This is a genomic window from Acidovorax sp. Leaf73, from assembly GCF_916855635.1.
Lineage (GTDB): Bacteria > Pseudomonadota > Gammaproteobacteria > Burkholderiales > Burkholderiaceae_C > Acidovorax > Acidovorax facilis.
Window position 1 is genome coordinate 117,127 of the sequence record NZ_CAKASI010000007.1, and the last position, 20,533, is coordinate 137,659.

Here is a 20,533-nt window from a genome sequence, read left to right on the forward strand (position 1 = left end):
ATGCACGTCGGCGGCAGACATGGACCACCAGCACCTGCAAGGGCGCTGGCTGGCCCAACTGCAGGGCGCAGCCCCGGATGCACCTGGCGCCACCGCCACACTGCAACTGGGCCCGCACCCCGAGCTGGCACAGAGCGTGCGTGGCACCGTGCAAAGAAATGGCGCCACGGCGCAGGTCAGTGGAGACGTTGATGGCGGCGACCTGACGCTGGAAGAATCGATCAATGGCACGAACATCAGCGCCACCTGGACAGGCCAGGTGGTCGATGGAAGTTGCGGCAAGGAAATACGCGGAACATGGAACAACGCCAACCCCACCCCTTCGGCCCCCTCGGCTCCTTTTGTGCTGCGCAAGCAGGTGGGCTGGCAATGACGGCCGCGCCAGCCTCACCTCGCCGCAGCGGCGGCCACCGGCGTGGCACGCTGGCCCTGCTGGTGGCCGCTGCGCTGGCGCCTGCCGGCGCCGCGCTGGCGCAGACCCCGCCTGCTGGCGGCTCGGCCACCCCGAGCGGCGACGCTGCCTGGCGCCGCTGCGCCGCCCTGTCCAGTGACAATCAGGCGCGCCTGGCCTGCTTTGACCAGTGGGCCACCGACCAGCAAGGCTGGAACGCGCCTGGCGCCACGGCGTCGGCCTCGACAGACGTGCCGCCCCCGGTGGACACCACACTACCCGCCACCCGTGTGATTGACGTGGCCCGCACCGAGGGCTGCCGCGATCCGCAGTACAGCGACCTCTCGCGCTTCTGGGAACTGGAGTCGGGCAGCGACTGCGGCACCTTCAGCTTCCGGGGCTACCGGCCCATCACCGTGTCGGTGGTGGCGTCAAGCAATGTGAACCGCCAGCCCACGTCGGATGCAGCCGACCATTCGGCCACCGAGTCCACGCCCTACCGCCGCACCGAGAACCGCATCCAGCTGTCGGTGCGTACCAAGGTTGCGCAAGGGCTGCTGACCCAGGGACATCCCACGCTCAAGGACTCGGTATGGTTCGGCTACTCCCAGCAGTCATACTGGCAGCTGTTCACCCCCGAGATCTCGCGCCCCTTCCGCGCCACCGACCACGAGCCCGAGGTCATGTATGTCTACCCCACCACGGCACAACTGCCGTTTGGCTGGAAGTGGCGCTACAGCGGCATCGGACTGGTGCACCAATCCAACGGCCAGAGCAAGCCCCTGTCGCGCAGCTGGAACCGCGCCTACCTGATGACGGGCATGGAGCTGGGCAACAGCGTCAGCGTGAACGCGCGCATCTGGAAGCGCATCCCCGAAAGCTCGGGCAGCGACGACAACCCCGGCATCAGTGACTACATCGGGCGGGGTGAGCTGTCGGCATTCTGGAACGTCAACAAGGAGAACACGGTGGGCGCCACGCTGCGCCACTCGTTGTCGAGCAGCGACCGGGGCTCGGTACGCCTGGAATGGCTGCAGACCGTGGGCACGGGCCTGTTTGGCAACAAGAGCAACCTGCGCCTGCACACGCAGCTGTTCAGTGGCTACGGCGACAGCATGATCGACTACAACCGCAAGCGGACCGTATTCAGCGTGGGGTTGAGTCTCGTGGACTTCTAGAGTCCATCCCCCTGAGGCGCTGCGCACCTTCCCCCTTCTCTCGAATGGCTGCGCCATTCGGGAAGGGGGACGCAGCCCTCGCTGCAGGGCGCGGCCCTTGCTCGGCTGCCCGCGCCTGGGGCTGCGCCAGTCTCACAGGCTGCGCACAAGGCAAAGCGCAGCGAACTCCGCGCTGGATTGCTCACAACTCGTTACGACATCGTCCTCAAGTTTTGTGTGACGGCGCCGACAGGCCGCCACAATGGCACGCGCACAGAAACCGGCGTGGCCATCTGTGAAAGGCGTTCAAAAAGAGCCCCTTTCCCACCGTTTTACCTGCCATTGCCCGCACCGTGCGCCCTCGACAATGCCGACAAAGAGGAACACACCCATGGACATGCAATACCAGCTCAAGGCAGGCAGCTACTACCTCTACGACATGCGCGAGGCGCCCAGTGCCGTCACGGGTGAGCGCAGGTTCAAGCTCAAGACCGACACGGTGGCCATTGCGTTCGATGCGCACACGGGCGAGGTACACCAGCATGGCAGCCCCACGCGCATCCAGTCCTGGGCCAACAACACGCGCCGCCGCCTGCGCGCTGCTGGGGCGCAGGACATGGCCAACGACATCGTGGTGGTGTCCGGCCCACTGCCGGTGGACGAACTCAACAAATGCCTGTGGGTGCGCGGCTATGTGCGCCGCATGTTCTCGCGCCTGGCCACCTTGCCCCACGGCAAGCTGCAGCGCCCTGCGGAGCCGTTTCGCAAGGCAGCCTGAAACCAGGCGAGCTTCCTCAAAGATCCCGATCAGGGCCGAACACAGCGGCCCTTTTCTTTTCTGGGAGCGCTCAGGCCTCCGAGTCCTCGGCCACGTCGCTGTCTGTGTTCTCCAGCACCTCGGCGTGTTTGACGATGGTCACCGGCACGGGGCTGGCATGCGCCACCTCGTGCGACACCGAACCCAGCAGCGCACTGGTGATGGCGCCCTGGCCCTTGGCGCCGATGATGACCATGTCGCAGCCCGAACGCTCGATCATGTCCACCAGCGTGTGCGCCACATCGCCCACCCCCACATCGGTTTCATAAGCCACCCCGGCCGCGTCGAGCAGTGCGCGCGCCGGCGCCATGAGATGGTCACCCGCCTCCAGGCTGGCGGCGGCGATCAGGTCGGGGTCACGCGTGGTCACCAGTTCGTACAGCGTGGCGGGCTCCTGCACGTTGGCCAGCACCATGGTGGCCTGGAGCCCCTGGCCCACCAGCGCCAGTGCGTGGTGCACGCCATCCAGGGAGAGTTCGGAGCCGTCCACGGCGATGAGGATTTTGAGCATGGTGTTCTCCTTGTAGTACCTTGGTCCAGTGTAGCCACGGCCTCGTCGAAAACCCGTCCATAACCTTGAGCGAGGTCAGGGTAGCCTGTCTGGGACAATGCCGCCCATCATGCTGCAGTTCGACCTCCTCAAAACCGACCCCACCAGCCACGCACGCCGTGGCACGCTCACGCTCAACCATGGCGTGGTGCAAACCCCCATCTTCATGCCCGTGGGCACCTATGGCACCGTCAAGGGCGTGATGCCCCGCAGCCTGCACGACATGGGCGCGCAGATCATCCTGGGCAACACCTTCCACCTGTGGATGCGCCCGGGCCTGGATGTGATGCAGAGCTTTGGCGGCCTGCACGGCTTTGAAAAGTGGGACAAGCCCATCCTCACCGACTCCGGCGGCTTCCAGGTCTGGAGCCTGGGGGCCATGCGCAAGATCACCGAAGAAGGCGTGACCTTTGCCAGCCCCGTGAACGGCGACAAGCTCTTCATGTCGCCCGAGGTGAGCATGCAGATCCAGACCACGCTCAACTCCGACATCGTCATGCAACTCGACGAGTGCACGCCGTACGAGACCAAGGGCCACAAGACCACCGAGGCCGAGGCGCGCAAGAGCATGGAAATGAGCCTGCGCTGGGCCAAGCGCTCGCGCGATGAGTTCCAGCGGCTGGAGAACCCCAACGCCCTCTTTGGCATCGTGCAGGGCGGCATGTTCAAGAACCTGCGCCAGGAATCGCTGGAGCACCTGGTCGAGATGGACTTCCCCGGCTACGCCGTGGGCGGCGTGAGCGTGGGCGAGCCCAAGGACGAGATGCTGGACATCATGGCCCACACGCCCCACCGCCTGCCTGCGCACAAGCCGCGCTACCTGATGGGCGTGGGCACGCCCGAGGACCTGGTGCAGGGCGTGGCCGACGGCGTGGACATGTTCGACTGCGTGATGCCCACGCGCAACGCGCGCAACGGCACGATGTTCACGCGCTTTGGCGACCTCAAAATCCGCAACGCGCGCCACAAGGCCGACCACCGGCCGATGGACACCAGCTGCACCTGCTACGCTTGCGCGGGCAGTTCGGGCGTGTCGTGGGACGATGGCGGGCGCGAGGGCTTCAGCCGCGCCTACCTGCACCACCTGGACCGCTGCGGCGAGATGCTGGGCCCCATGCTGACCACCGTGCACAACCTGCACTACTACCTGAACCTGATGCGCGAGGTGCGCGAGTCGCTGGACGCGGGCACGTTCGCCGAATTCCGTGCACGCTTCAAGACCGAGCGCGCACGGGGCGTATAAGCACAGCCAATAGCTATAAAAACAATAGCTATTAGCGCTTGATAGATAAGCGCCAGAGGCCAAAATCATCCAAAAACTCCTGCACCACCTGCTGCGCTGGCCCGCCCGCATGCTGACCGGCCTGGGCAGCGGGCTGCTGGCGCTGCTGATCCTGTTCGAGGAATGGGGTTGGGAGCCGCTGCAGCGCCTGCTGGCGCGCATCGGCCGCTGGCCCGGCCTGCGCTGGATTGAAGGCTGCGTGCGCGCCCTGCCCCCCTGGGCGGCGGTAGCGGTGTTTCTGCTGCCCACGGCACTGCTGCTGCCCGTCAAGCTGCTGGCCCTGTGGGCGGTGGGCCGGGGGCATGTGGTGCTGGGCATGCTGGTGATCGTGCTGGCCAAGGTGGTGGGCACCGCCGTGGTGGCGCGGCTGTTCAGCCTGACCCAGCCCGCCCTGATGCAGCTGCACTGGTTTGCCTGGACCTATGCCCACTGGATGCGCCTCAAGCACGCGGTGCTGGAGCGCGCCCGCGCCTCTTGGGCCTGGCGCGTGGCGCGGGTAGTGCGGCGGCAATGGCGGCTGCGCTGGCACAGGCTTCGCGCCAGGTAATGTTGGGTAGCGCCAGGGTAGCGCCCGCCGCTGTTTTGCTGCCAAGATATGCGCTCCCGCCAAAGCCCTCCCCAACGTCATCCCCCACCGCCACCGCATTGCGACATGGGTATGCAGCTTGACCTCCCGACCATCCTCCTGCTCTACAAGACCGCGCTGGTGGCGGGGGCGCTGAGCATCTTTCATGTCAGCCGCCATTCGTGCCGCCCGCAAGGGCTCAAGCCCCTGGCAGCCGCCTACCTGTTGCTGGCCGTGGGTGCCGAACTGGCAGGCCAGGGTGAATATTCCATGCTGCCGCTCTGGTTCTGGACCCACACCAGCCTGCTGCTCGGGGCACTGGGGTACACCCTCTTCTGGGCAGGTGCACGGGCACTGAGCGGCCGCAGGCGCGTCCTGCCTGCGGTGCTGATACTGGTTCCCGGAGGCTGGCTGGTGCTGGGCCTGGTCACGCAGTTTCCGCTGGACAACCTGCTGCGCGCAGGCGCCTTCCACCTGACCGCCGCAGTGTCACTGACCGCGGCAGCCTGGGAGGTGTGGCGCGACCGCCGCACCGAACCCCTGCCATCGCGCCCCCTGCTGGCCGGGCTGCTCCTGGCCAGCGCGGGCACCTTTGCCCTGCAGCTGTTGTACATCGCCACGCACACCGCCAGCCCACAGGGTTTTGCGCTGGCATTCTCCGTGCAGATGTTCTGCCACTTTGGCGTTGCACTCATGGTCTCGTCCCTCTCCAACGAGCGCGCCGAAGTGCGCCTGGAAAAAGTGGCGCAGACCGACACGCTCACGGGCGTGGGCAACCGCCGCTGGGCCATGTCCATGCTGCCCGCGCGGCTGCCCGTGGGCAGCGCCATCGCGCAGCTCGACCTGGATCACTTCAAGCACATCAATGACCGCTTCGGCCATGCGGCGGGCGACCGCGTGCTGGTCGCCACGGCCGACGCACTTCGCCACCAGCTGCGCGATTCGGACCTGCTGGCCCGCATGGGCGGTGAAGAGTTCCTGGTCTACCTGCCGGACGCCAGCGCCAGTGCTGCAAGCGCCATCGCCCAGCGCCTGTGCGGGGCCGTGCAGCAGATCCGGCTGTCCGAGCTGGGCGAGGACATCCCCATCACCGTGAGCATTGGACTGGCGTGCGTGACCTCCGCCGGCGGAACCTGGGCCGACTGGCTGGCTGCGGCCGACCGGGCGCTCTACGACGCCAAGCGCGCGGGCCGCAACCGCGTGGTGACAACGCACGAGCGCACTGCCTGAAACCGGTCCTTCTCACCCGAGCCGCGCCGCTGACCTGCGGCAGAATCCCACCCCATGCCCGCACCGCCCTATGCCGCCCTGAACGAAGCGCTGGAGCTGGCCTTTAACCTGGCCCCGGTGGGCATGTGCGTAACGCGCGAGCGCAGCATCGAGATCTGCAACGACGCCTTTGCCCACATGTTCGGCCACGAGCAGGCCGAGCTGCTGGGCCAGCCGCTGGCGCCGCTGTACCCCTCGTTCGAAGAGTTCACCCACACGGGCCACCTGGGCCTGCAGGCGATGAAGGCGTCGGGAAGTTATGCGGATGAGCGCATCATGCGACGGCGCGATGGTTCGCTGTTCTGGTGCCACGTGGTGGGCCGGGCACTGGACCGGTCGGACCCGTTTGCACGGGCGGTGTGGATGTTCGAGGACATCTCGCACCGCCGCCCCGTGAGCACGCCGCTGACCCTGCGCGAGCGCGAAATCGCCCAGCACATCGTCACCGGCGCCACCAGCAAGCAGATCGGGCGCTACCTGGACATCAGCCACCGCACGGTGGACGCCCACCGCGCGCGGCTCATGCGCAAGCTGGGGGCCAGCAGCACGGGGGAGCTGGTGGCGCTGCTGCTGGGCAACACCTGAGAGCTGGCAACGATCTCACAGGCAATCATCAACAATTGTTTCCCCAGCCAACGCTGCGGAGTCTCCCGCGCACCCGGCCCGGGGACAATCGGCACTGACGCGCGCGCCGCTCCCCGCCCATCAACTGCTGCCCCCATGTACCGCCCTTTTTTGCTCCACCGCCCGCTTTCGCCGCCCCTGGCCTGGCTGGGTTTGTCCGTGCTGATCTTCGCCGCCTGCCTGGTGGGCATCTTTGCTCGGCCCATCGGTTTTCTGTCGGTCTTCTGGCCCGCCAATGCGCTGCTGCTGGGGCTGCTGGTGCGTTATCCCAGGCTGGCGCGCCCGCCAGCCTGGGTAGCTGCCGCCGTAGGCTATGTGGCGGCAGACCTGGTGACGGGCAGCTCCTGGTCCATGGCCCTGTGGCTCAACGGCGCCAACCTGCTGGGCGCCATGGCGGGCTGGCTGGTGCTGCGTCGGCTGGACGAACGCATCCGGCGCCTGCAACGCACCATCTCTGCCCTCTACCTGCTGCTGGCTGCGCTGGCAGCCAGTGCCGTGGGGGCACTGGCAGGCTGTGGCGCCGCGCCGGTCTACTTCAACAGCCCGTGGACCGACCTGCTGTCCCTGTGGTTCAGCACCGAACTCATGAACTACATGCTCATCGTGCCGGTGGTGCTGGCCGCGCCGCGCGCCGACGACCCACCGCCCGCAACGCAGGAGGTGCCCCTGATCTGGCGTGTGGCACCCGTCAGCTCGCTGCTGCTGGCCGAAGGCGTGCGCACCGTGATCGGGGGGCCCGGCATGCTGGCCTTTGTGGTGCCAGGGCTGCTGTGGTGCGCGCTCAGCTACAGCCCGTTTGTCTCCAGCCTGCTGTCGCTGGTGGTGTGCCTGTGGACCATGGCCGGCGTGGCCACCGGCGTGCTCAACTTCACACCTGCCCATGCCAGCGACGTGTTCTCGCTGCGTGTGGGCGTCACGCTGCTGGCACTGGGGCCGCTGGCCGTGGCCTGTGCTAGCGCGGCGCGCGCCGAAGCCCTGCGCCGCCTGGACCACGCCGTGCGCCACGACGACCTGACCGGTGTCCTGGCACGCCGCGCGCTGCTCAAACAAGGCGACCGCCTGCTGGTACGCTACCAGCGCGAGTCCACCGGGCTGGCGGTGATGATGGTGGACGTGGACCATTTCAAGCAGGTCAACGACCAACACGGGCATGGCGCGGGCGACCGGCTGCTGGTCAGCATTGCCCAGACCATGGCGCGCGCGCTGCGCCCCCACGACGCCCTGGGCCGCATGGGTGGCGAGGAGTTTGCGGCCGTGCTGCCCGGAGTGTCCCCCACCGAGGCCCAGGCCATTGCCGAGCGCGTGCGCAGCGCCGTGGAGCAGCAGGCGCTTGACCCGGTAGAGGGTGGCCCTCAACGCGCCACCGTCAGCATTGGCCTGGTGCACAGCGCCACCATGGGCTCGGACGCCGACATGGACACCCTGCTGCTGGCGGCCGACGCGGCGCTGTACCGCGCGAAGGCAGAGGGCCGCAACCGGGTGATGGTGGGATGAAAACAAACGCAGCGTCGATGCCAAGGCATCGGTGCTGCCAACGCCCACTGCGATCAAGACAGGAGTGCTGTGTCTACTTGATGGATGCAGCCTGGTCGCGCTCCGCGTCACGGGACATCGCACGCACCAAGTCACCAGGCGTGTAGCCGAATGTGCGCCGGAACCAGCGCGTGAAGTGCGCCTGGTCAGAGAACCCACATTCCGCCGCCACAGAGGCCACCGGCTCTCCGTTCATGACCAGTTGTTTTGCGCGGAGCAGGCGGACGGCACGCAAGTACTCCCGGGGTGCCATGCCCAGCCATTGCCTGAGCACCCGATGCACACGCTCCCGGCTGACAGCGCAGTGCCTCGCCAACCCAGAGACCGTCTGTTCGCCCCCCAGGACGGCAGACCGCACCCCCTCGATGAGCACGCGTACCGCCTTGGTGGGGATGGGATCAGCAGCGCTTCGGTCCAGCGGTAGCGCATCGGAAAGAAGGGGCACTGCGCTGTCCAGCCAGGCTTGCACATCGTTTGCGCAGGCCATCCGCGCGGCTGCACCGGCAAGCCCAGGGGCGCGTATTGCCCCGCTGCGCTCAGGCCCTGCGAGACCCCACTGTGCCAAATAGGGGGGCGGAACATACAACATGACCAGGTGCACGGCACCTGTGTGCGCAGGATCGGTCAGCGCCCCCACGTGAACGACACCTGGCCGTATCACAATCAAATCACCGGCACGCGCGACAAACGGACGTCCGGCAACGCTGCAGCAGCATTGACCCTCCAGAACAGCGCCGAAAGACCACTCTTCATGCCAGTGTGGCACCCACTCCTGTTCAGGCTGCTGATGGTGCACCTGCGCAAGATCGGACAGGTGCAGCCGTCGCACTTCAGATCGCTTCAACGCCATAGCGGCAGGCTCCCAGTCATGCTGCTCACCCAACGTTTTGCGCCGACCAAACCGACACCGAGCATCGGCTCTTCAGCGTGCGACACCAGACCATGGCGGTGCCAGTATTCGCTGCTTTCGTGGATGGCATGCGCATAGGCTGGAAATAGTGAAATACGGCCATTGTCCTGCGCTGTCCCTTCGGTCAGGCGCCTGAGCAGCGCATTCATCGCAGTTGCTGGCGCCTTCAGGATGGTGATGGGCACATGCGAGGACGACACAGAGCTCCATCCAGATGCATCGACCAGTGCCCGGCCAGCCCAGTCCGGGCGAGAGGCTGCCAAGCCTGCGGCAATGCACGCGGCAATGTTGGCAGCAGGCCCGGGCGCCAGATCCGCCGCCAGCACTATGGCCACCTTGGCCGGATCGGCAGGGGCAGACAACGCGTCAGGCATCGCGCGCTCCCGCCACGGTGAGCCCCAACCAGCCCGCACTGGCGTCCTCAACCACCAAGTCGCCCAGCAGGCCAATGTCCTCTCCCGGGTGCGAAGCCATGCGAAGGCTGGCAGAGACTTCATGCCAGCAGCCCCCCGTGCGCGCCACGATGTCTGGCTTGACAAGCGCCAACTCGGGAAACTGTTCAGGCTGCCGCAGATCGGCCCAGCCCACGGCACCAATGGTCGCTTGCGTCAGAAATCCCAGCGGTCGTCCTGGCTGGCCGGTGAACTCCGCATGCGCCTCAAACAGGCGGCGGTCTTTCACCGCAAGGCTGGCGCCCAGTTTGCTCCCCCTGCGCAAAGGTGCCGCTGCAGGGTGGTCCAGCGGCAAGCTGCGCGTCAGCCAGGTGCTGCCCATCTTCTTGGGCCACCCCTGCAGCAGACCCCGCACCATGGAGATATCCTGGTCAACCCAGATGGCAGGACAGTACATGCAGCGACTCCCGTCAGGCCGTTCAATCTCCAGCACCACAATGGTTTCTCGGTACTGCGACAGCACTGGATCCAGCAATTCATGACCGTCTGTACAGGCCTGCCAGTCGGCAAAGTGCACACACCCTGTGCCCATCGGCCTGCCAACAGCATCAGGAACCAGCGGCATCGCCGCTAGTGCGTCGAACCGAAAGGCGACGTTGAGCAGCCAGCCCGCGTAGTGCCAGGGTGGCGGACGCACCAGCGCGGAGCGGCCGGTGGTCGTGAAGGGAGCGGTGAAACTTTGGTGGGGCCAATGGTGGGAATGCATGCCGACGATTCTGGCCAGTCAGTCGCGCTTCCGATAGAACGGATGTGAACATCGCAGGCGCGCAGGGGGCCCAACGCGCCGCACAGGGCGGCAGGGCCCAGGGACACGACCGATTCACCTGCGTCAGTCTTCGCTCGCCAATTTCACCCCCGCCCCCGTGCCGCAGGCATGGCAAAAACGTGCAAAAGCGCTCTTGCGGGTGCTGCAGTGGCCGCAATGGTCGAAGAGCCCAATGCCGCAGTGGGGGCAGAAATCGATCTTCTCGTTTTTCAGGTCCACCGGCCGCTCGCAGCCAGGACACACGCTTTTGGCCAAGCGGGCCAGGGCCACGTCGTAACTCAGCTCCTTGCGGCGCTCCTGGTCGGGCAGGGTCTCGGCCAGCTTCTGGCGCTCCAGGTAGCGGTTGAGCGCCAGGATGGCGTAGCGCCCCACCACGGCCGTCACGGCAATGCCGACCACGTAGCGCACGTAGCCGCCGTAGCTGGGCAGGTAAGGCACCAGCTCCACAAAGAAGGCAAACAGCGCAAAGAAGATGAAGCCCCACACAAACGGCCAGTAGGTGCTTTTGCGCTTCTTGACGAACAGCCAGCCCGCAGCCGCCAGCAGCGGCAGCGTGAGGGCCAGGCGGTAGAGGAACACCCGCAGCTCGACCTTGCGGCGCTCGGCATTGAGCTTCACGTAGCCGTCGGACTCCATGCGGTTCAACTGCTCCTGCCGGGCGGCTGCGGTCTGGCGGGCATCCAGCGCAGCCTGCTGCTGCGCCTCCACCGCCTGCTGGGTCTTGCGTTCAGCGAGCTTGAGCACGTCCAGCGCCTGGGTGCGCGCCAGCACTTCGGGGTCCTGATCGGCGCGCTGGGTGGCGCTGCGGGTGGACAGCCAGTTGTTGAAGCTGTCCCGCTCGGCCTGCACCTCGCTGCGGACCTTGCTGCGCTGCAACTGGGCCTGCTCCAGCGCGGTCTGCGCGTCCTGCTCGGCCTGGCGCGCTGCTTTGACCTCGGCGCGCAGCTTGTCGGCTGCGGCTTTGTCCAGAAAGTCGTCCACCCGCAGCGGGGTCTCAACCTTGGGCAAATCACCCACGATGGTACCACCTAGGCCGATGAGGAAGCTGGCAAACACCAGCGCCACCAACCACAGGCCACGGCGAAACCATTTTTCGGACAGCCGCAGTGATTTGCTCATGATCGTTCCCCTCTGGAAATGCTATTCATTCGATAGCATCTAGCGCTTACCAAAAAAGCGCCAGAGGCCATTTTTATTCAATTTTTTACCGCCAGCACCGCCGGCGGTGCCGCCAGTTGCGCGCGCTGCAGCCAGGCCAGCACCGAGTCGACGGTGACGGTTTCGATGCGGTCCGAAAACCGCTTTTCGTTAGGGTGGTCGTCAAACGCAATGTTGGCCGAGCCGACCCGCCCGCCCATGCGCGTGAGCGGCCCGAGCTTGAGCGCGGTGGGCTCGTAGCCCTTGAACTGCAGCCAGGCCTGCGCCTGGTCGCGCGAGCGCACGGTGGCTGGCTCCATGGCCATCGCCAGGGTCTCCAGCGCCCACTGGTTGGACTGCTGGTATTTGCGGCCCCACGCGTAGCTGACCATGCTGTAGGGTGGGTGCTGCAGCGTCTTGGTGCGGGCTTTGTCCTGCAGCACGGCCAGCAGGCGCTGCTGCACCTCGGGCGTGGGCACAGCGTAGACGGCTTCGTAGCGCCACAGGTCGTCCAGGAAGAATTCCCCCAGGCCCTGGCGGTACAGGTGCCCCACGGCCGTGCCACATTCGTTGAGCTTGTGCGCCACGCGCCAGGGGCCTTCGGCCGTCTTGTAGGCCCAGCCCATGTGCGAGTAGCGCAGGCCGTATTTGCTCAGGTCCTGCCCCGCACGGGCCAGCGCCACCACCTGTGCGCCCGACCTGGCGTGCTCGGCATCGAGCGCGGCCGAGGTCTGCTCGGCCAGCTTCATGCCCCGCTCGATCACCAGCGGCGGCACGGGCTTGCGCGATTCGCACGAGCGGCCCGCCTGGGCCGGGGTGGTTGCCGCAATCGCGACAACAGCTGTCAGTACCGCGATTCCATGGCCTATGAAACTGGCGCGACCTAAGCGAGGGATGCCAAGCAAGGGCCGCCCCGCAGCGAGGGCATCGTCCCCCTTCCTGGAGCGCGCAGCGTGAAGAGAGAAGGGGGAAGCCGCGTCGCGGCTCAGGGGGTTGTACTTCATATTCACAGACGCTCGTTGTGCAGAAGCGCACGGCCGATGGCGTTGGGCACAAAGGCAATCGCCTCGCCCGCTGCCGACAGGATCACGCCCGTGCCGATCACGCTGCAGGTGACCACCGTGCCCACCGCGTAGGCTGAGCCCGCAACGCCGCGCCCCACCACCTCCACACTCACCTGGGCGCCGTCCGAGGCACGCTCCAGCAGGTACACCGTGCCCACGGCCGAGGCCTCCACCGCCTTCACGGACAGCACCGCGCCGCCCACCGACAACGCTGCAGGCACTGCCACCACGGCGCCCGCAGCAGTGGAAGCCACAGACGCCGTGCCCACCACCGAGGCCACCGGCAACAGCGACAGCGCGGCAGAGGCCTCGCTCTGGGCGCGTGCGAGGGGGGTGGCCATCACGGCACACACCACACCGGCCGCGAGCAGAGCGCGAGACAGGCGGGCAGAGCCCCACGAAGAAAACACAGCATTCATCATCATTCACTCCTCAAAATGCGGCCCCACCGCGCACCTGGGGTGCCGGAGAAACCGGGTCGAAAGACCAGAAAGAAAAATCACCCGAACAGGCGGCGGATTGCCGCCTGCGCACGTTCGATGCGATCAGTTCGCGCTGCTGCCGTTGGCTGCCGCCTGGGCGGCTTCGCGGCGGCCTTGCAGGCGGGCGTCCATCAGATCAGCCTCGTGGCGATCGCGCAGCATCTTGGCCAGCGTGAAGGCGGTGGTGATGAGGTAAAGCCAGCTCACGCCCAGAAACGCCTTGTAGGTCACGTTAATGTCCATGCTCATCAGGCCCCAACCCGTGAGGCCCATGGCCACCGCAAAGCCGCCCCACACCACCAGCTTCCACATGGGGGTGTCGCCACCGCCACGGCGCGAAGCGCTTTCGTTGTCCCGCACAAACTTGGCCAACACAAACGCGGCCGAGAGGCAGAACACGTAGCCCATCACCATGAAGGCCTGCTCCAGTTGCTCGCCAGGCAGCCATGCCAGGCCCACGGCACACAGGAAAACCGCGATGCCGAACGAGACCCACACCTGCAACTGCCAGGCCTTGGTGTCACGCTGAACAACGATGGGAGAAGAAGACATTGCAGTGGTGCCCCGGGGGGCGTTGGTTGAACACGGAGCGAATGGTGCCCAGACGTAACTTGCGTGTCTGCATTGAACCGTAACAGTGGCTACCCGCAGGCTATCCGGTATCGTTTTGCGGTACTTTTTCTCGAAAAAATAGCCGAAGTCCGTTGTTCTCGCCCTACGCAGCCCCTGCAACGCACCTGCGCGACAGAGCCTGCAGGCCCCGCCAAAGACAATGGCAGACACCCCGGCGTGGCAGCCCCTGATCGCTGCGCGTGCTTGCTTTTTTGATGGACGGAGACCCACACCATGACCAAACCCTTTGACCTCGTCGTCCACGGCGCCACCGGCTTCACCGGCCGCCTGGTGATCGAATACCTGCTCCAGCGCTACCCCGCTGGCAGCGGCCTGCGCTGGGCCATGGGGGGCCGCAATGCCGACAAACTCGCCGCCGTGCGCGACGAAGTGGGCGCACCGGCCGACACTCCGCTGGTCGTGACCGACACCAGCAACCCCGCCAGCCTGCAAGCGCTGATGGATTCCACGCGCCTGGTGCTGACCACCGTGGGCCCCTACCAACTCTATGGCAACGAACTGGTGGCCGCCTGCGCGAAGGCTGGTGTGGACTATGTGGACCTGTGCGGCGAGCCCGCCTGGATGCGCCAGATGATCGACGCGCACGAAGCTGCGGCCAAGGCCAGCGGCGCGCGCATCGTGTTCTCGTGTGGGTTCGACTCGATCCCGTTTGACCTGGGCGTGTTCCTGCTGCAAAAGGAATTTGCCCAGCGCTTCGGCCACTCCGCCCCGCGCGTGCGCGGCCGGGTGCGCAAGATGAAGGGCACCTTCTCTGGGGGCACGGCCGCCAGCCTCAAGGCCACCATGGCCGCGGCTGCCACCAACCCTGCGGTGCTGGATTTGCTGAAGAACCCGTTCTCTCTCACGCCCGGGTTTGAAGGGCCGCGCCAGCCCACCGGCAACAAGCCCATGGTAGACGAGGCGCTGGGCGATGGAATCTGGGTGGCCCCGTTTGTAATGGCCGCCATCAACACGCGCAACGTGCACCGCTCCAACTTCCTGTTGCAGCACGCCTATGGCACCGACTTTGTCTACGACGAAATGCTCATCACCGGCCCTGGCGAAAAGGGCGAGGCCATCGCCAACGCGGTGGCGGGCGACAAGTCGCTGGGCTCGGACAAAGGCCCCAAGCCCGGCGAAGGCCCTTCGCGCGAAGAACGTGAGAACGGGTTCTACGACGTGCTGTTCCTGGGTACTGACGATGCAGGCAACACCTTGCGCGTGGGCGTGAAGGGCGACCGTGATCCGGGCTATGGCTCCACATCCAAGATGATCTCCGAGGCGGCTGTGTGCCTGCTGCAGGATGCCACCACCACCCCCGGCGGCATCTGGACCACGGCGCCCGCGCTGGGTAACAAGCTGATAGCGCGGTTGCAGGCGAATGCGGGCCTGAGCTTTGCGGTGGAAACGGTGTGAACACATAGCTCCCGGGCGGGCAGTGCAGCGCCTTCGCGGGTAGGCACGTACAAAGCCGCAGGAAAGGCCGCGGGAAGTGCCTTGCACACACCTGCACGCCAGATGCGCCGAGGCTATGGGCGCGTCACACGGCGTGCAGGGAGGAGCTGGCACCGCCCACCAGTCCGGCGCCCGCTCCACAGCACACCCCATGACGCGCCTTTTTCTGTCTCCCCTACTCCACCATCCCAGGGCTGTGCAGCCCCCCCAGCACCCGCGTAACCAGAGACTCCAGCGAGCCGTCATGCCGGAAACCGGCAGCCTCTGACTGAGGCGTCCGCAAGGCTGGTAAACGCCCGAACAGTGCTTCGGTGCGCGCGTCGGGTGCGTACCGGATCCAGTCCTTGGGATCGAGCCCCTGGGCGTGCGCGATGGCTTGCACCACATCACCCACCGATGACTGCAATACCGGCGGCTGCCAGCACCGCGCGGTCGGCATGCCCCGCGTGGGCAAGCGCGCGGCATGCACCAGGTTGTCCAGACAGCACTGCAGCGACATCCACCAGGCGGTGGCCTGTGCCGACACGGGGCAGGTGTACATCTGCCGCGCCCGCAGGGCATGGAAGATCTGGCTCATGAACGCGGAGCCATGGCCCGTTTCTGTGGGTGGCCGCGCCACGATGCCAGGCAGCCGGAGGCTGCAGCCATCAATGTCGCCGCGCCGGCCATAGTCGGCCACCAGCAGTTCCGTCATCCACTTGTGCACCCCATAGCTGAGGGTGGGCTGCGGCCCCTGGCGCTCATCCACCGCTTGGGTGCCCAGCGCACCGTACACCGCCACCGAACTGGCAAACACCAGCCGGGGGGCACGCACCCTGCCTTCGCGCACCGGGCGCGCAAGCCCCTCGCACAAGGCCACGGTGTCCAGCAGATTGGCCTGCACACCCAGCCCAGGTTCACGCTCGGCCAGCGATCCCGGCACACTGGCCAGGTGGAATACGCAGTCGGGCGGATGGTCCTCCAAGGCTTCGAACAGTGCGCGGTCTGCAAAGCCGCCGATATGCCAGTGCACGGCCGGTGCGCAAGGGGCAGCGGGCCCGGCTCGGTCCACCAGCGTCAAGCGCAGGGGCAGACCGGGCACCAACGGCACGGACTGCAACCGCTCGGCCAGGGCGGCGCCAATGAACCCGCCGGCACCGGCGACAAGCACATGCATCAGCGTACCCCCGAGCCCACAGCCACCACGCGCTGATGCACCACGCCAAAAGGCCCATCACGGCCATCGGGCCAGCGTGCCTGCATGCGCACGCGGTCACCGTAGCGCATGAACGGCGTTTTGGCCGCACCTTCGTCCAGTATCTCGATCACGCGCCGCTCGGCCAGGCAGGCAGAGCCTGCATCGCGCGCCTGGTTGGACACCGTGCCCGAACCGATGATGGTGCCGGCCGTGAGCCGCCGTGTGCGAGCCGCGTGGGCAATGAGCTGGCCGAAACTGAAATTCATTTCTCCGCCATGGGGGTGGCCAAACCACTTGCCGTTGGAGTCCACATGCAATCGCAGATGCACCCGCCCACCCTGCCAAGCGTCGCCCAATTCATCCGGCGTCACGGCCAAAGGGGCAAAGCTGGTAGACGGCTTGGCTTGCAGGAAGCCAAAGCCCGTCTTCATTTCGTGCGGGCCCAGCGCGCGCAGGCTCCAGTCGTTGATCTGGACGACCAAGCGCACGCAGTTCAATGCCGCTTCGGCCGTCACGCCCATGGGCACGGGGCCACAGACGACGCCGAACTCGCCTTCGAAATCGATGCCGTCGGCCTCACTGGGCAAGGGCACATCGTCGCAAGGGCCCAGAAAATCGTCGCTAGCGCCCTGGTACATCACGGGGATGGTGTCAAAGTGCGGGATGGGCGGCGTGTTGAACGCCCGCTCCATCAAGCGGCCATGGTTGAGGAACGCCGATGCATCGAGCCACTGCGGGCTGCGCGGCAAGGGAGCGCTGCATGCGGCGGGATCGAACGCAAAGATGCCGGTGGCAGTGCCAGCCTCCAGCGCAGCAGCGCGCTCGCGCAGGGCGGGCTCCACAGCATCCCAGTTCTGCACAGCGGCCAGCAAGCTGGCCGCTATCGGAGCGGCATCGACGGCCCGCAGGCCGTTGGAAGAAACCAGTACCAGGCGGCCGTCCAGGCTGCCGTCTTTCAAAGTTGCAAATCGCATCGCCAGTCCCATCAGGAAGAATCAGGAAGAAGGTGTTTCAAGACGCAGCCCCGCCGCCCGGATGACGCGGGCATAACGGTCTGTCTCTGCTGCCAGAAATGCGCCAAATTCGCGCGCGCTTTGGGTGGGTGTATCAGCACTGCCCAGCAAGGCCAGTTTTTCGCGCAGCTCTGGCAGGGCCAGGATGCGAACGCATTCCGCGTTGAGCCGGCCCACAAGGTCGGCCGGCATGGCAGCAGGCGCCAACAAGCCAAACCAGCCTGTCACCTGAAAGCCCGTCAGGCCCAGCGTCTCGGCCACCGTGGGCAGATCGGCGGGCAAGGCAGGCGAGCGCTGTGCGCCGGTCTGCGCCAGCAGGCGGACGCGCCCGTCCTTGACCATCGGGGCCGCGGCCAGGGCGCTGTTGAACATCAGATTGACTTGCCCAGCCGCCAGGTCGTTGAGGGCAGGCGCAGCGCCTTTGTAAGGCACATGCAGCAGCTGCAGTCCGGCCTGCTGCGCCAGCATCTCGCCCGCCAGGTGCAGCACGTTGCCGATACCGGCCGATGCGTAGCTGACCTGCCCGGGCTGCCGCCGGGCCAGTGCGATCAGGTCCGACAAGCTGCGCACCGGCAGGGCCGCAGGCACGGCAATCACCATCGGCCCGGGGCTGGCCACCAGGGCCACAGGGGCAAAGTCGCGCTGGCTGTCGTAAGGCAGCCGGGGGTAAAGGCTGGCGTTGATGGCGTGGGCTGCGCTGATCCACAACAGGGAGTGCCCGTCTGTGCTTCGCGCTACGGCCTCCGAGGCAATGATGCCGTTGGCCCCTGCGCGCGACTCCACCACCACTGGGCAGCCCAGGGCCTGGCCCAGCTTGTCGGCCAGCAGGCGTGCCACCAGGTCAGAGCTGCCCCCGGCTGCGAACGGCAGGACGATGCGCAACGGCCGTGTGGGCCAGGTGGCAGCCCACGTGCTCGGCGGGAACGCCAAGGCACTCACCACCAGGGTTCTTCGGTTCAACATGCGGTGCATGGTTTCAACTCCCATCGCTGATGGTGGTGCCGCCATCGACCACCAGGTTGTGTCCGGTCACAAAGGCCCCGGCGGGGCTGGCCAGCATGGCGACCACGCCGGCCACTTCCTCGGGTTCTCCTGCGCGCCGCAGCGGGGTGGCCTGGATGCGCCTGACCATGAAGGCTTCATCGGCCATGAGCTGCTCGGCCAGCGGCGTGCGGATGAGGCCGGGTGACACGGCGTTGACCCGCACACCCGCAGGGCCCCACTCCACAGCCAGGTTGCGCGCCAGCTGGGCCAGGGCCGCCTTGGTCAGACCGTACAGGCCAATCGAACGGTTGCCGCGCAGGCCTGCAATGCTGGAGATGAGCACGGCACTGCCACCGCCCCGCGCCGCCATGCCGGGCAGCGCCAGCGCACACAGCCGCGCTGCGGCCCGCAGGTTGATGTCAAACACCTGATGCCAGTCGGCATCGCTGGCATCGGCCAACGGGCCGGCTGGCCCCTGGATGCCGGCGTTGCACACGAGGATGTCCAGCGGTCCGGCGCGCTCCACCAGCGCAATGAGGGTGGCAGGCACCGCCATGTCGGCAGCGATACCGACAGCCATCGGCAGCGATGCAGAAACCTGCTCACAAGCGAGCGCATCCCGGTCGGAGACCACCACCCGGGCGCCCTGCTCGGCCAGGGTGCGCGCAATCGCCAGACCCAAGCCCTGGGTGGCCCCCGTGACCAGGGCGGTGCGGCCCTGCAGGTCAAAGAGGCTCATTCGACCTTGATCCCAGCTTGGCGAATGGCCAAACCCCACCGCTGCGATTCGCCCTGGATGAACTCGCCGAATGCAGCTGGCGTGAGTGGTGCAGGCTCCAGGCCAAGCGGCCGGTAGCGGCCCAGCACTTCGGGAGACTCCAGCGCGGTCACCACCGCCTTGTGAAGCACATCAACCACGGACGCCGGGGTACCAGCCCGCACCATGACACCATTCCAGCCCGGAATATCGAGGTCCGCATGCCCGGCCTCGGTCAGGGTGGGCACCTGGGGGAGCACCTGCAGGCGCTGCTCGCTGCCCACGCTGACCAGCGCGCGCAGCTTGCCTTCGCGCACCAGTGGCAGGCTCGAAGCCACAACATCGCACATGAAGTCCAGGCGCCCGGCCATCAGGTCCTGCAGCGCGGGCGCTGCGCCCTGATAGGGCACATGGGTCATGCGCGAGCGTGTCTTGATGCGCAGTTGTTCGGTCCACACATGCGGCTGACTGCCCTGCCCATATGAGCCGTAGTTGAGGCCATCGCCTGCAGCCGCCGCGCGCAGCAAGTCGGCCAGGGACTGGAACGGGCTGCCCGCTGGCACGACCACGAGCAGTGGCGACTTGAACAATCGCGTCAGGGGCGCAAAGTCCTTGAGGGGGCTGAAGCTCAGTTTGGCATACAGCGCCGGGTACATGGCCAGCGGGCCGATGTCTGCGTACAGCAAGGTGTGCCCATCGGCGGGCTGCTGCTTGACGTATTGGGCAGCCAGTTGCGCGGCACCGCCGGGCTTGTTTTCCACGACCACGGCTTGCTGCATGCGCTCTCCCAGCTTCTGCACCAGCAGGCGCGACATCGCGTCGCCAAAGCCCCCGGCCGGGTAAGGTACCACCCAGCTCAAAGGGCGCGCGGGATACGGGGCCTGCGCCCACGCCCAGGGGACCACCGCTGCGGACGCTGCAGCGCCCAGCCATTGACGGCGCGTGCTCATGGCTGCTCCTTGGCAGGTGCGGCCACTGACGCATCAAAGCGCCCGTCCACCAGCACAAACAGCATGCGGCACGGCGCGCCCGAACGGTTGGCCCATGCGTGGTTGGTACCCCGCTGCACCACCACGCTGCCGGGGCGCAGTGGCACTTCGCCTTCGTCCAGCACCAGCGTCAGTTCGCCTTCAATCACCACGCCGTAGTCCACCGATTCGGTACGGTGCATCAGCGGGTGGGGGGAGTCGGTTTTCACCGTGGAGGCGGCCGCATCGCCAATCTGGCTGAAGGCGTCATGCATGCGCTCGGCACCCCGTGCGAGGAACTCGGGCGTATCGGGCGGAATGTCCACGAACCGGATGCGCGTGCCACCCTGCGGGGGCGGCAGCACCAGCGGACCGAGCGTAGGGTCCGGGCCGTTGTCCACGACGGCGGGCGATTGCAATGTGCTCCAGACCTCATGGAACACCGTACCGGGAATGGCCGCAATCTCGACCACGGTGGGCAGCGGCCCCTGGCTAGCGACCACGGCCCGGCCTTGAGTGTTGTGGCCCGTGACCACGCGGTGGATGGATGGAAAACCCATGAACGGAC

At 66.7% G+C, this 20,533-nt stretch carries 23 protein-coding genes and 1 pseudogene; 9 read left to right on the plus strand and 15 right to left on the minus strand.

All coding sequences use genetic code 11. The features are described from left to right. Nucleotides 1-19: 19 nt before the first annotated feature. From LPA35_RS22315 to LPA35_RS22325, 3 genes are all read left to right on the plus strand, one after another. Nucleotides 20-373 (plus strand): hypothetical protein, encoded by a 354-nt coding sequence (locus LPA35_RS22315; protein ID WP_228899049.1) that lies wholly within the window; start codon nucleotides 20-22, stop codon nucleotides 371-373. Beyond that, complete coding sequence (locus tag LPA35_RS22320; RefSeq protein WP_121421353.1) at nucleotides 370-1,569, plus strand: phospholipase A; 1,200 nt, start codon at nucleotides 370-372, stop codon at nucleotides 1,567-1,569. Before LPA35_RS22315 ends, LPA35_RS22320 begins: the two co-directional genes overlap by 4 nt. Nucleotides 1,570-1,939: 370 nt before the next feature. Beyond that, nucleotides 1,940-2,326, plus strand: a complete 387-nt coding sequence (locus LPA35_RS22325; RefSeq protein WP_055392926.1) for a hypothetical protein — start codon at nucleotides 1,940-1,942, stop codon at nucleotides 2,324-2,326. A gap of 70 nt (nucleotides 2,327-2,396) precedes the next feature. Here LPA35_RS22325 and LPA35_RS22330 read toward each other — a convergent pair whose 3' ends face one another. Next, complete coding sequence (locus LPA35_RS22330) at nucleotides 2,397-2,876, minus strand: universal stress protein (RefSeq protein ID WP_228899051.1); 480 nt, start codon at nucleotides 2,874-2,876, stop codon at nucleotides 2,397-2,399. Between the two features lie 109 nt (nucleotides 2,877-2,985). Here LPA35_RS22330 and tgt point away from each other — a divergent pair, with 109 nt between their 5' ends. The 5 genes from tgt to LPA35_RS22355 all read left to right on the plus strand — a co-directional run bounded on the left by tgt (nucleotide 2,986) and on the right by LPA35_RS22355 (nucleotide 8,149). After that, nucleotides 2,986-4,158 (plus strand): tRNA guanosine(34) transglycosylase Tgt, encoded by a 1,173-nt coding sequence (gene tgt / locus LPA35_RS22335; RefSeq protein ID WP_121508943.1) that lies wholly within the window; start codon nucleotides 2,986-2,988, stop codon nucleotides 4,156-4,158. A 109-nt stretch (nucleotides 4,159-4,267) separates the two neighbouring features. After that, nucleotides 4,268-4,744: a hypothetical protein gene (locus LPA35_RS22340; protein WP_228899054.1), complete on the plus strand. Its 477-nt coding sequence runs from the start codon at nucleotides 4,268-4,270 to the stop codon at nucleotides 4,742-4,744. 111 nt (nucleotides 4,745-4,855) lie between these two features. Continuing rightward, nucleotides 4,856-5,992, plus strand: a complete 1,137-nt coding sequence (locus LPA35_RS22345) for a diguanylate cyclase (protein ID WP_228899056.1) — start codon at nucleotides 4,856-4,858, stop codon at nucleotides 5,990-5,992. Nucleotides 5,993-6,046: 54 nt separating this feature from the next. Then, complete coding sequence (locus LPA35_RS22350; RefSeq protein ID WP_055392918.1) at nucleotides 6,047-6,616, plus strand: LuxR C-terminal-related transcriptional regulator; 570 nt, start codon at nucleotides 6,047-6,049, stop codon at nucleotides 6,614-6,616. 135 nt (nucleotides 6,617-6,751) lie between these two features. Further along, the gene (locus tag LPA35_RS22355; protein ID WP_228899058.1) at nucleotides 6,752-8,149 is read left to right on the plus strand and encodes a GGDEF domain-containing protein; all 1,398 of its coding nucleotides are present in this window, start codon (nucleotides 6,752-6,754) and stop codon (nucleotides 8,147-8,149) included. A 73-nt stretch (nucleotides 8,150-8,222) separates the two neighbouring features. Here the strand turns inward: LPA35_RS22355 and LPA35_RS22360 are convergent, their stop codons facing one another. The 8 genes and pseudogenes from LPA35_RS22360 to LPA35_RS22390 all read right to left on the minus strand — a co-directional run bounded on the left by LPA35_RS22360 (nucleotide 8,223) and on the right by LPA35_RS22390 (nucleotide 13,551). Beyond that, nucleotides 8,223-8,675, minus strand: coding sequence for a helix-turn-helix transcriptional regulator (locus LPA35_RS22360; protein WP_228899060.1), 453 nt, complete (start codon nucleotides 8,673-8,675; stop codon nucleotides 8,223-8,225). 51 nt (nucleotides 8,676-8,726) lie between these two features. After that, nucleotides 8,727-9,038: pseudogene (locus tag LPA35_RS26225) on the minus strand (AraC family ligand binding domain-containing protein); the annotation flags it as partial. Beyond that, on the minus strand, nucleotides 9,029-9,472 hold the full coding sequence (locus LPA35_RS22365; RefSeq protein ID WP_228899062.1) for a DUF2000 family protein: 444 nt from the start codon (nucleotides 9,470-9,472) through the stop codon (nucleotides 9,029-9,031). The gene LPA35_RS22365 and the pseudogene LPA35_RS26225, both read right to left, overlap by 10 nt. After that, nucleotides 9,465-10,256 (minus strand): acetoacetate decarboxylase family protein, encoded by a 792-nt coding sequence (locus tag LPA35_RS22370; protein ID WP_228899064.1) that lies wholly within the window; start codon nucleotides 10,254-10,256, stop codon nucleotides 9,465-9,467. Before LPA35_RS22370 ends, LPA35_RS22365 begins: the two co-directional genes overlap by 8 nt. A gap of 123 nt (nucleotides 10,257-10,379) precedes the next feature. Further along, nucleotides 10,380-11,435, minus strand: coding sequence for a zinc ribbon domain-containing protein (locus LPA35_RS22375; protein WP_228899065.1), 1,056 nt, complete (start codon nucleotides 11,433-11,435; stop codon nucleotides 10,380-10,382). Between the two features lie 77 nt (nucleotides 11,436-11,512). Next, the gene (locus LPA35_RS22380; protein WP_228899067.1) at nucleotides 11,513-12,457 is read right to left on the minus strand and encodes a DUF2145 domain-containing protein; all 945 of its coding nucleotides are present in this window, start codon (nucleotides 12,455-12,457) and stop codon (nucleotides 11,513-11,515) included. A gap of 2 nt (nucleotides 12,458-12,459) precedes the next feature. Continuing rightward, nucleotides 12,460-12,942 carry a hypothetical protein gene (locus LPA35_RS22385; RefSeq protein ID WP_228899073.1) on the minus strand — a complete coding sequence of 161 codons (483 nt, stop codon included), beginning with the start codon at nucleotides 12,940-12,942 and terminating at the stop codon, nucleotides 12,460-12,462. A 120-nt stretch (nucleotides 12,943-13,062) separates the two neighbouring features. Then, nucleotides 13,063-13,551, minus strand: coding sequence for a YiaA/YiaB family inner membrane protein (locus LPA35_RS22390; protein ID WP_055401956.1), 489 nt, complete (start codon nucleotides 13,549-13,551; stop codon nucleotides 13,063-13,065). A gap of 294 nt (nucleotides 13,552-13,845) precedes the next feature. Between LPA35_RS22390 and LPA35_RS22395 the strand changes: the two genes are divergently transcribed. Next, nucleotides 13,846-15,027, plus strand: coding sequence for a trans-acting enoyl reductase family protein (locus LPA35_RS22395; protein ID WP_228899076.1), 1,182 nt, complete (start codon nucleotides 13,846-13,848; stop codon nucleotides 15,025-15,027). Between the two features lie 214 nt (nucleotides 15,028-15,241). On the opposite strand, the gene LPA35_RS22400 is transcribed toward LPA35_RS22395, so the two are convergent. Genes LPA35_RS22400 through LPA35_RS22425 form a run of 6 tightly spaced genes read right to left on the minus strand, consistent with a single transcriptional unit; the run spans nucleotide 15,242 to nucleotide 20,525 of the window. Beyond that, nucleotides 15,242-16,222, minus strand: a complete 981-nt coding sequence (locus tag LPA35_RS22400; protein ID WP_228899077.1) for an NAD-dependent epimerase/dehydratase family protein — start codon at nucleotides 16,220-16,222, stop codon at nucleotides 15,242-15,244. Then, on the minus strand, nucleotides 16,222-17,217 hold the full coding sequence (locus LPA35_RS22405; protein WP_228899079.1) for a fumarylacetoacetate hydrolase family protein: 996 nt from the start codon (nucleotides 17,215-17,217) through the stop codon (nucleotides 16,222-16,224). The genes LPA35_RS22400 and LPA35_RS22405 overlap by 1 nt, the downstream gene beginning before the upstream one ends. A 21-nt stretch (nucleotides 17,218-17,238) precedes the next feature. Then, a complete protein-coding gene (locus LPA35_RS22410; RefSeq protein ID WP_228899082.1) occupies nucleotides 17,239-18,228 on the minus strand; it encodes a tripartite tricarboxylate transporter substrate binding protein in 990 nt (329 codons plus the stop codon). A gap of 4 nt (nucleotides 18,229-18,232) precedes the next feature. Further along, on the minus strand, nucleotides 18,233-18,979 hold the full coding sequence (locus LPA35_RS22415) for an SDR family NAD(P)-dependent oxidoreductase (protein WP_228899083.1): 747 nt from the start codon (nucleotides 18,977-18,979) through the stop codon (nucleotides 18,233-18,235). Next, nucleotides 18,976-19,947, minus strand: a complete 972-nt coding sequence (locus LPA35_RS22420; protein WP_228899084.1) for a tripartite tricarboxylate transporter substrate binding protein — start codon at nucleotides 19,945-19,947, stop codon at nucleotides 18,976-18,978. Before LPA35_RS22420 ends, LPA35_RS22415 begins: the two co-directional genes overlap by 4 nt. After that, complete coding sequence (locus LPA35_RS22425) at nucleotides 19,944-20,525, minus strand: cupin domain-containing protein (protein WP_228899085.1); 582 nt, start codon at nucleotides 20,523-20,525, stop codon at nucleotides 19,944-19,946. Before LPA35_RS22425 ends, LPA35_RS22420 begins: the two co-directional genes overlap by 4 nt. Between the last annotated feature and the right edge of the window lie 8 nt (nucleotides 20,526-20,533).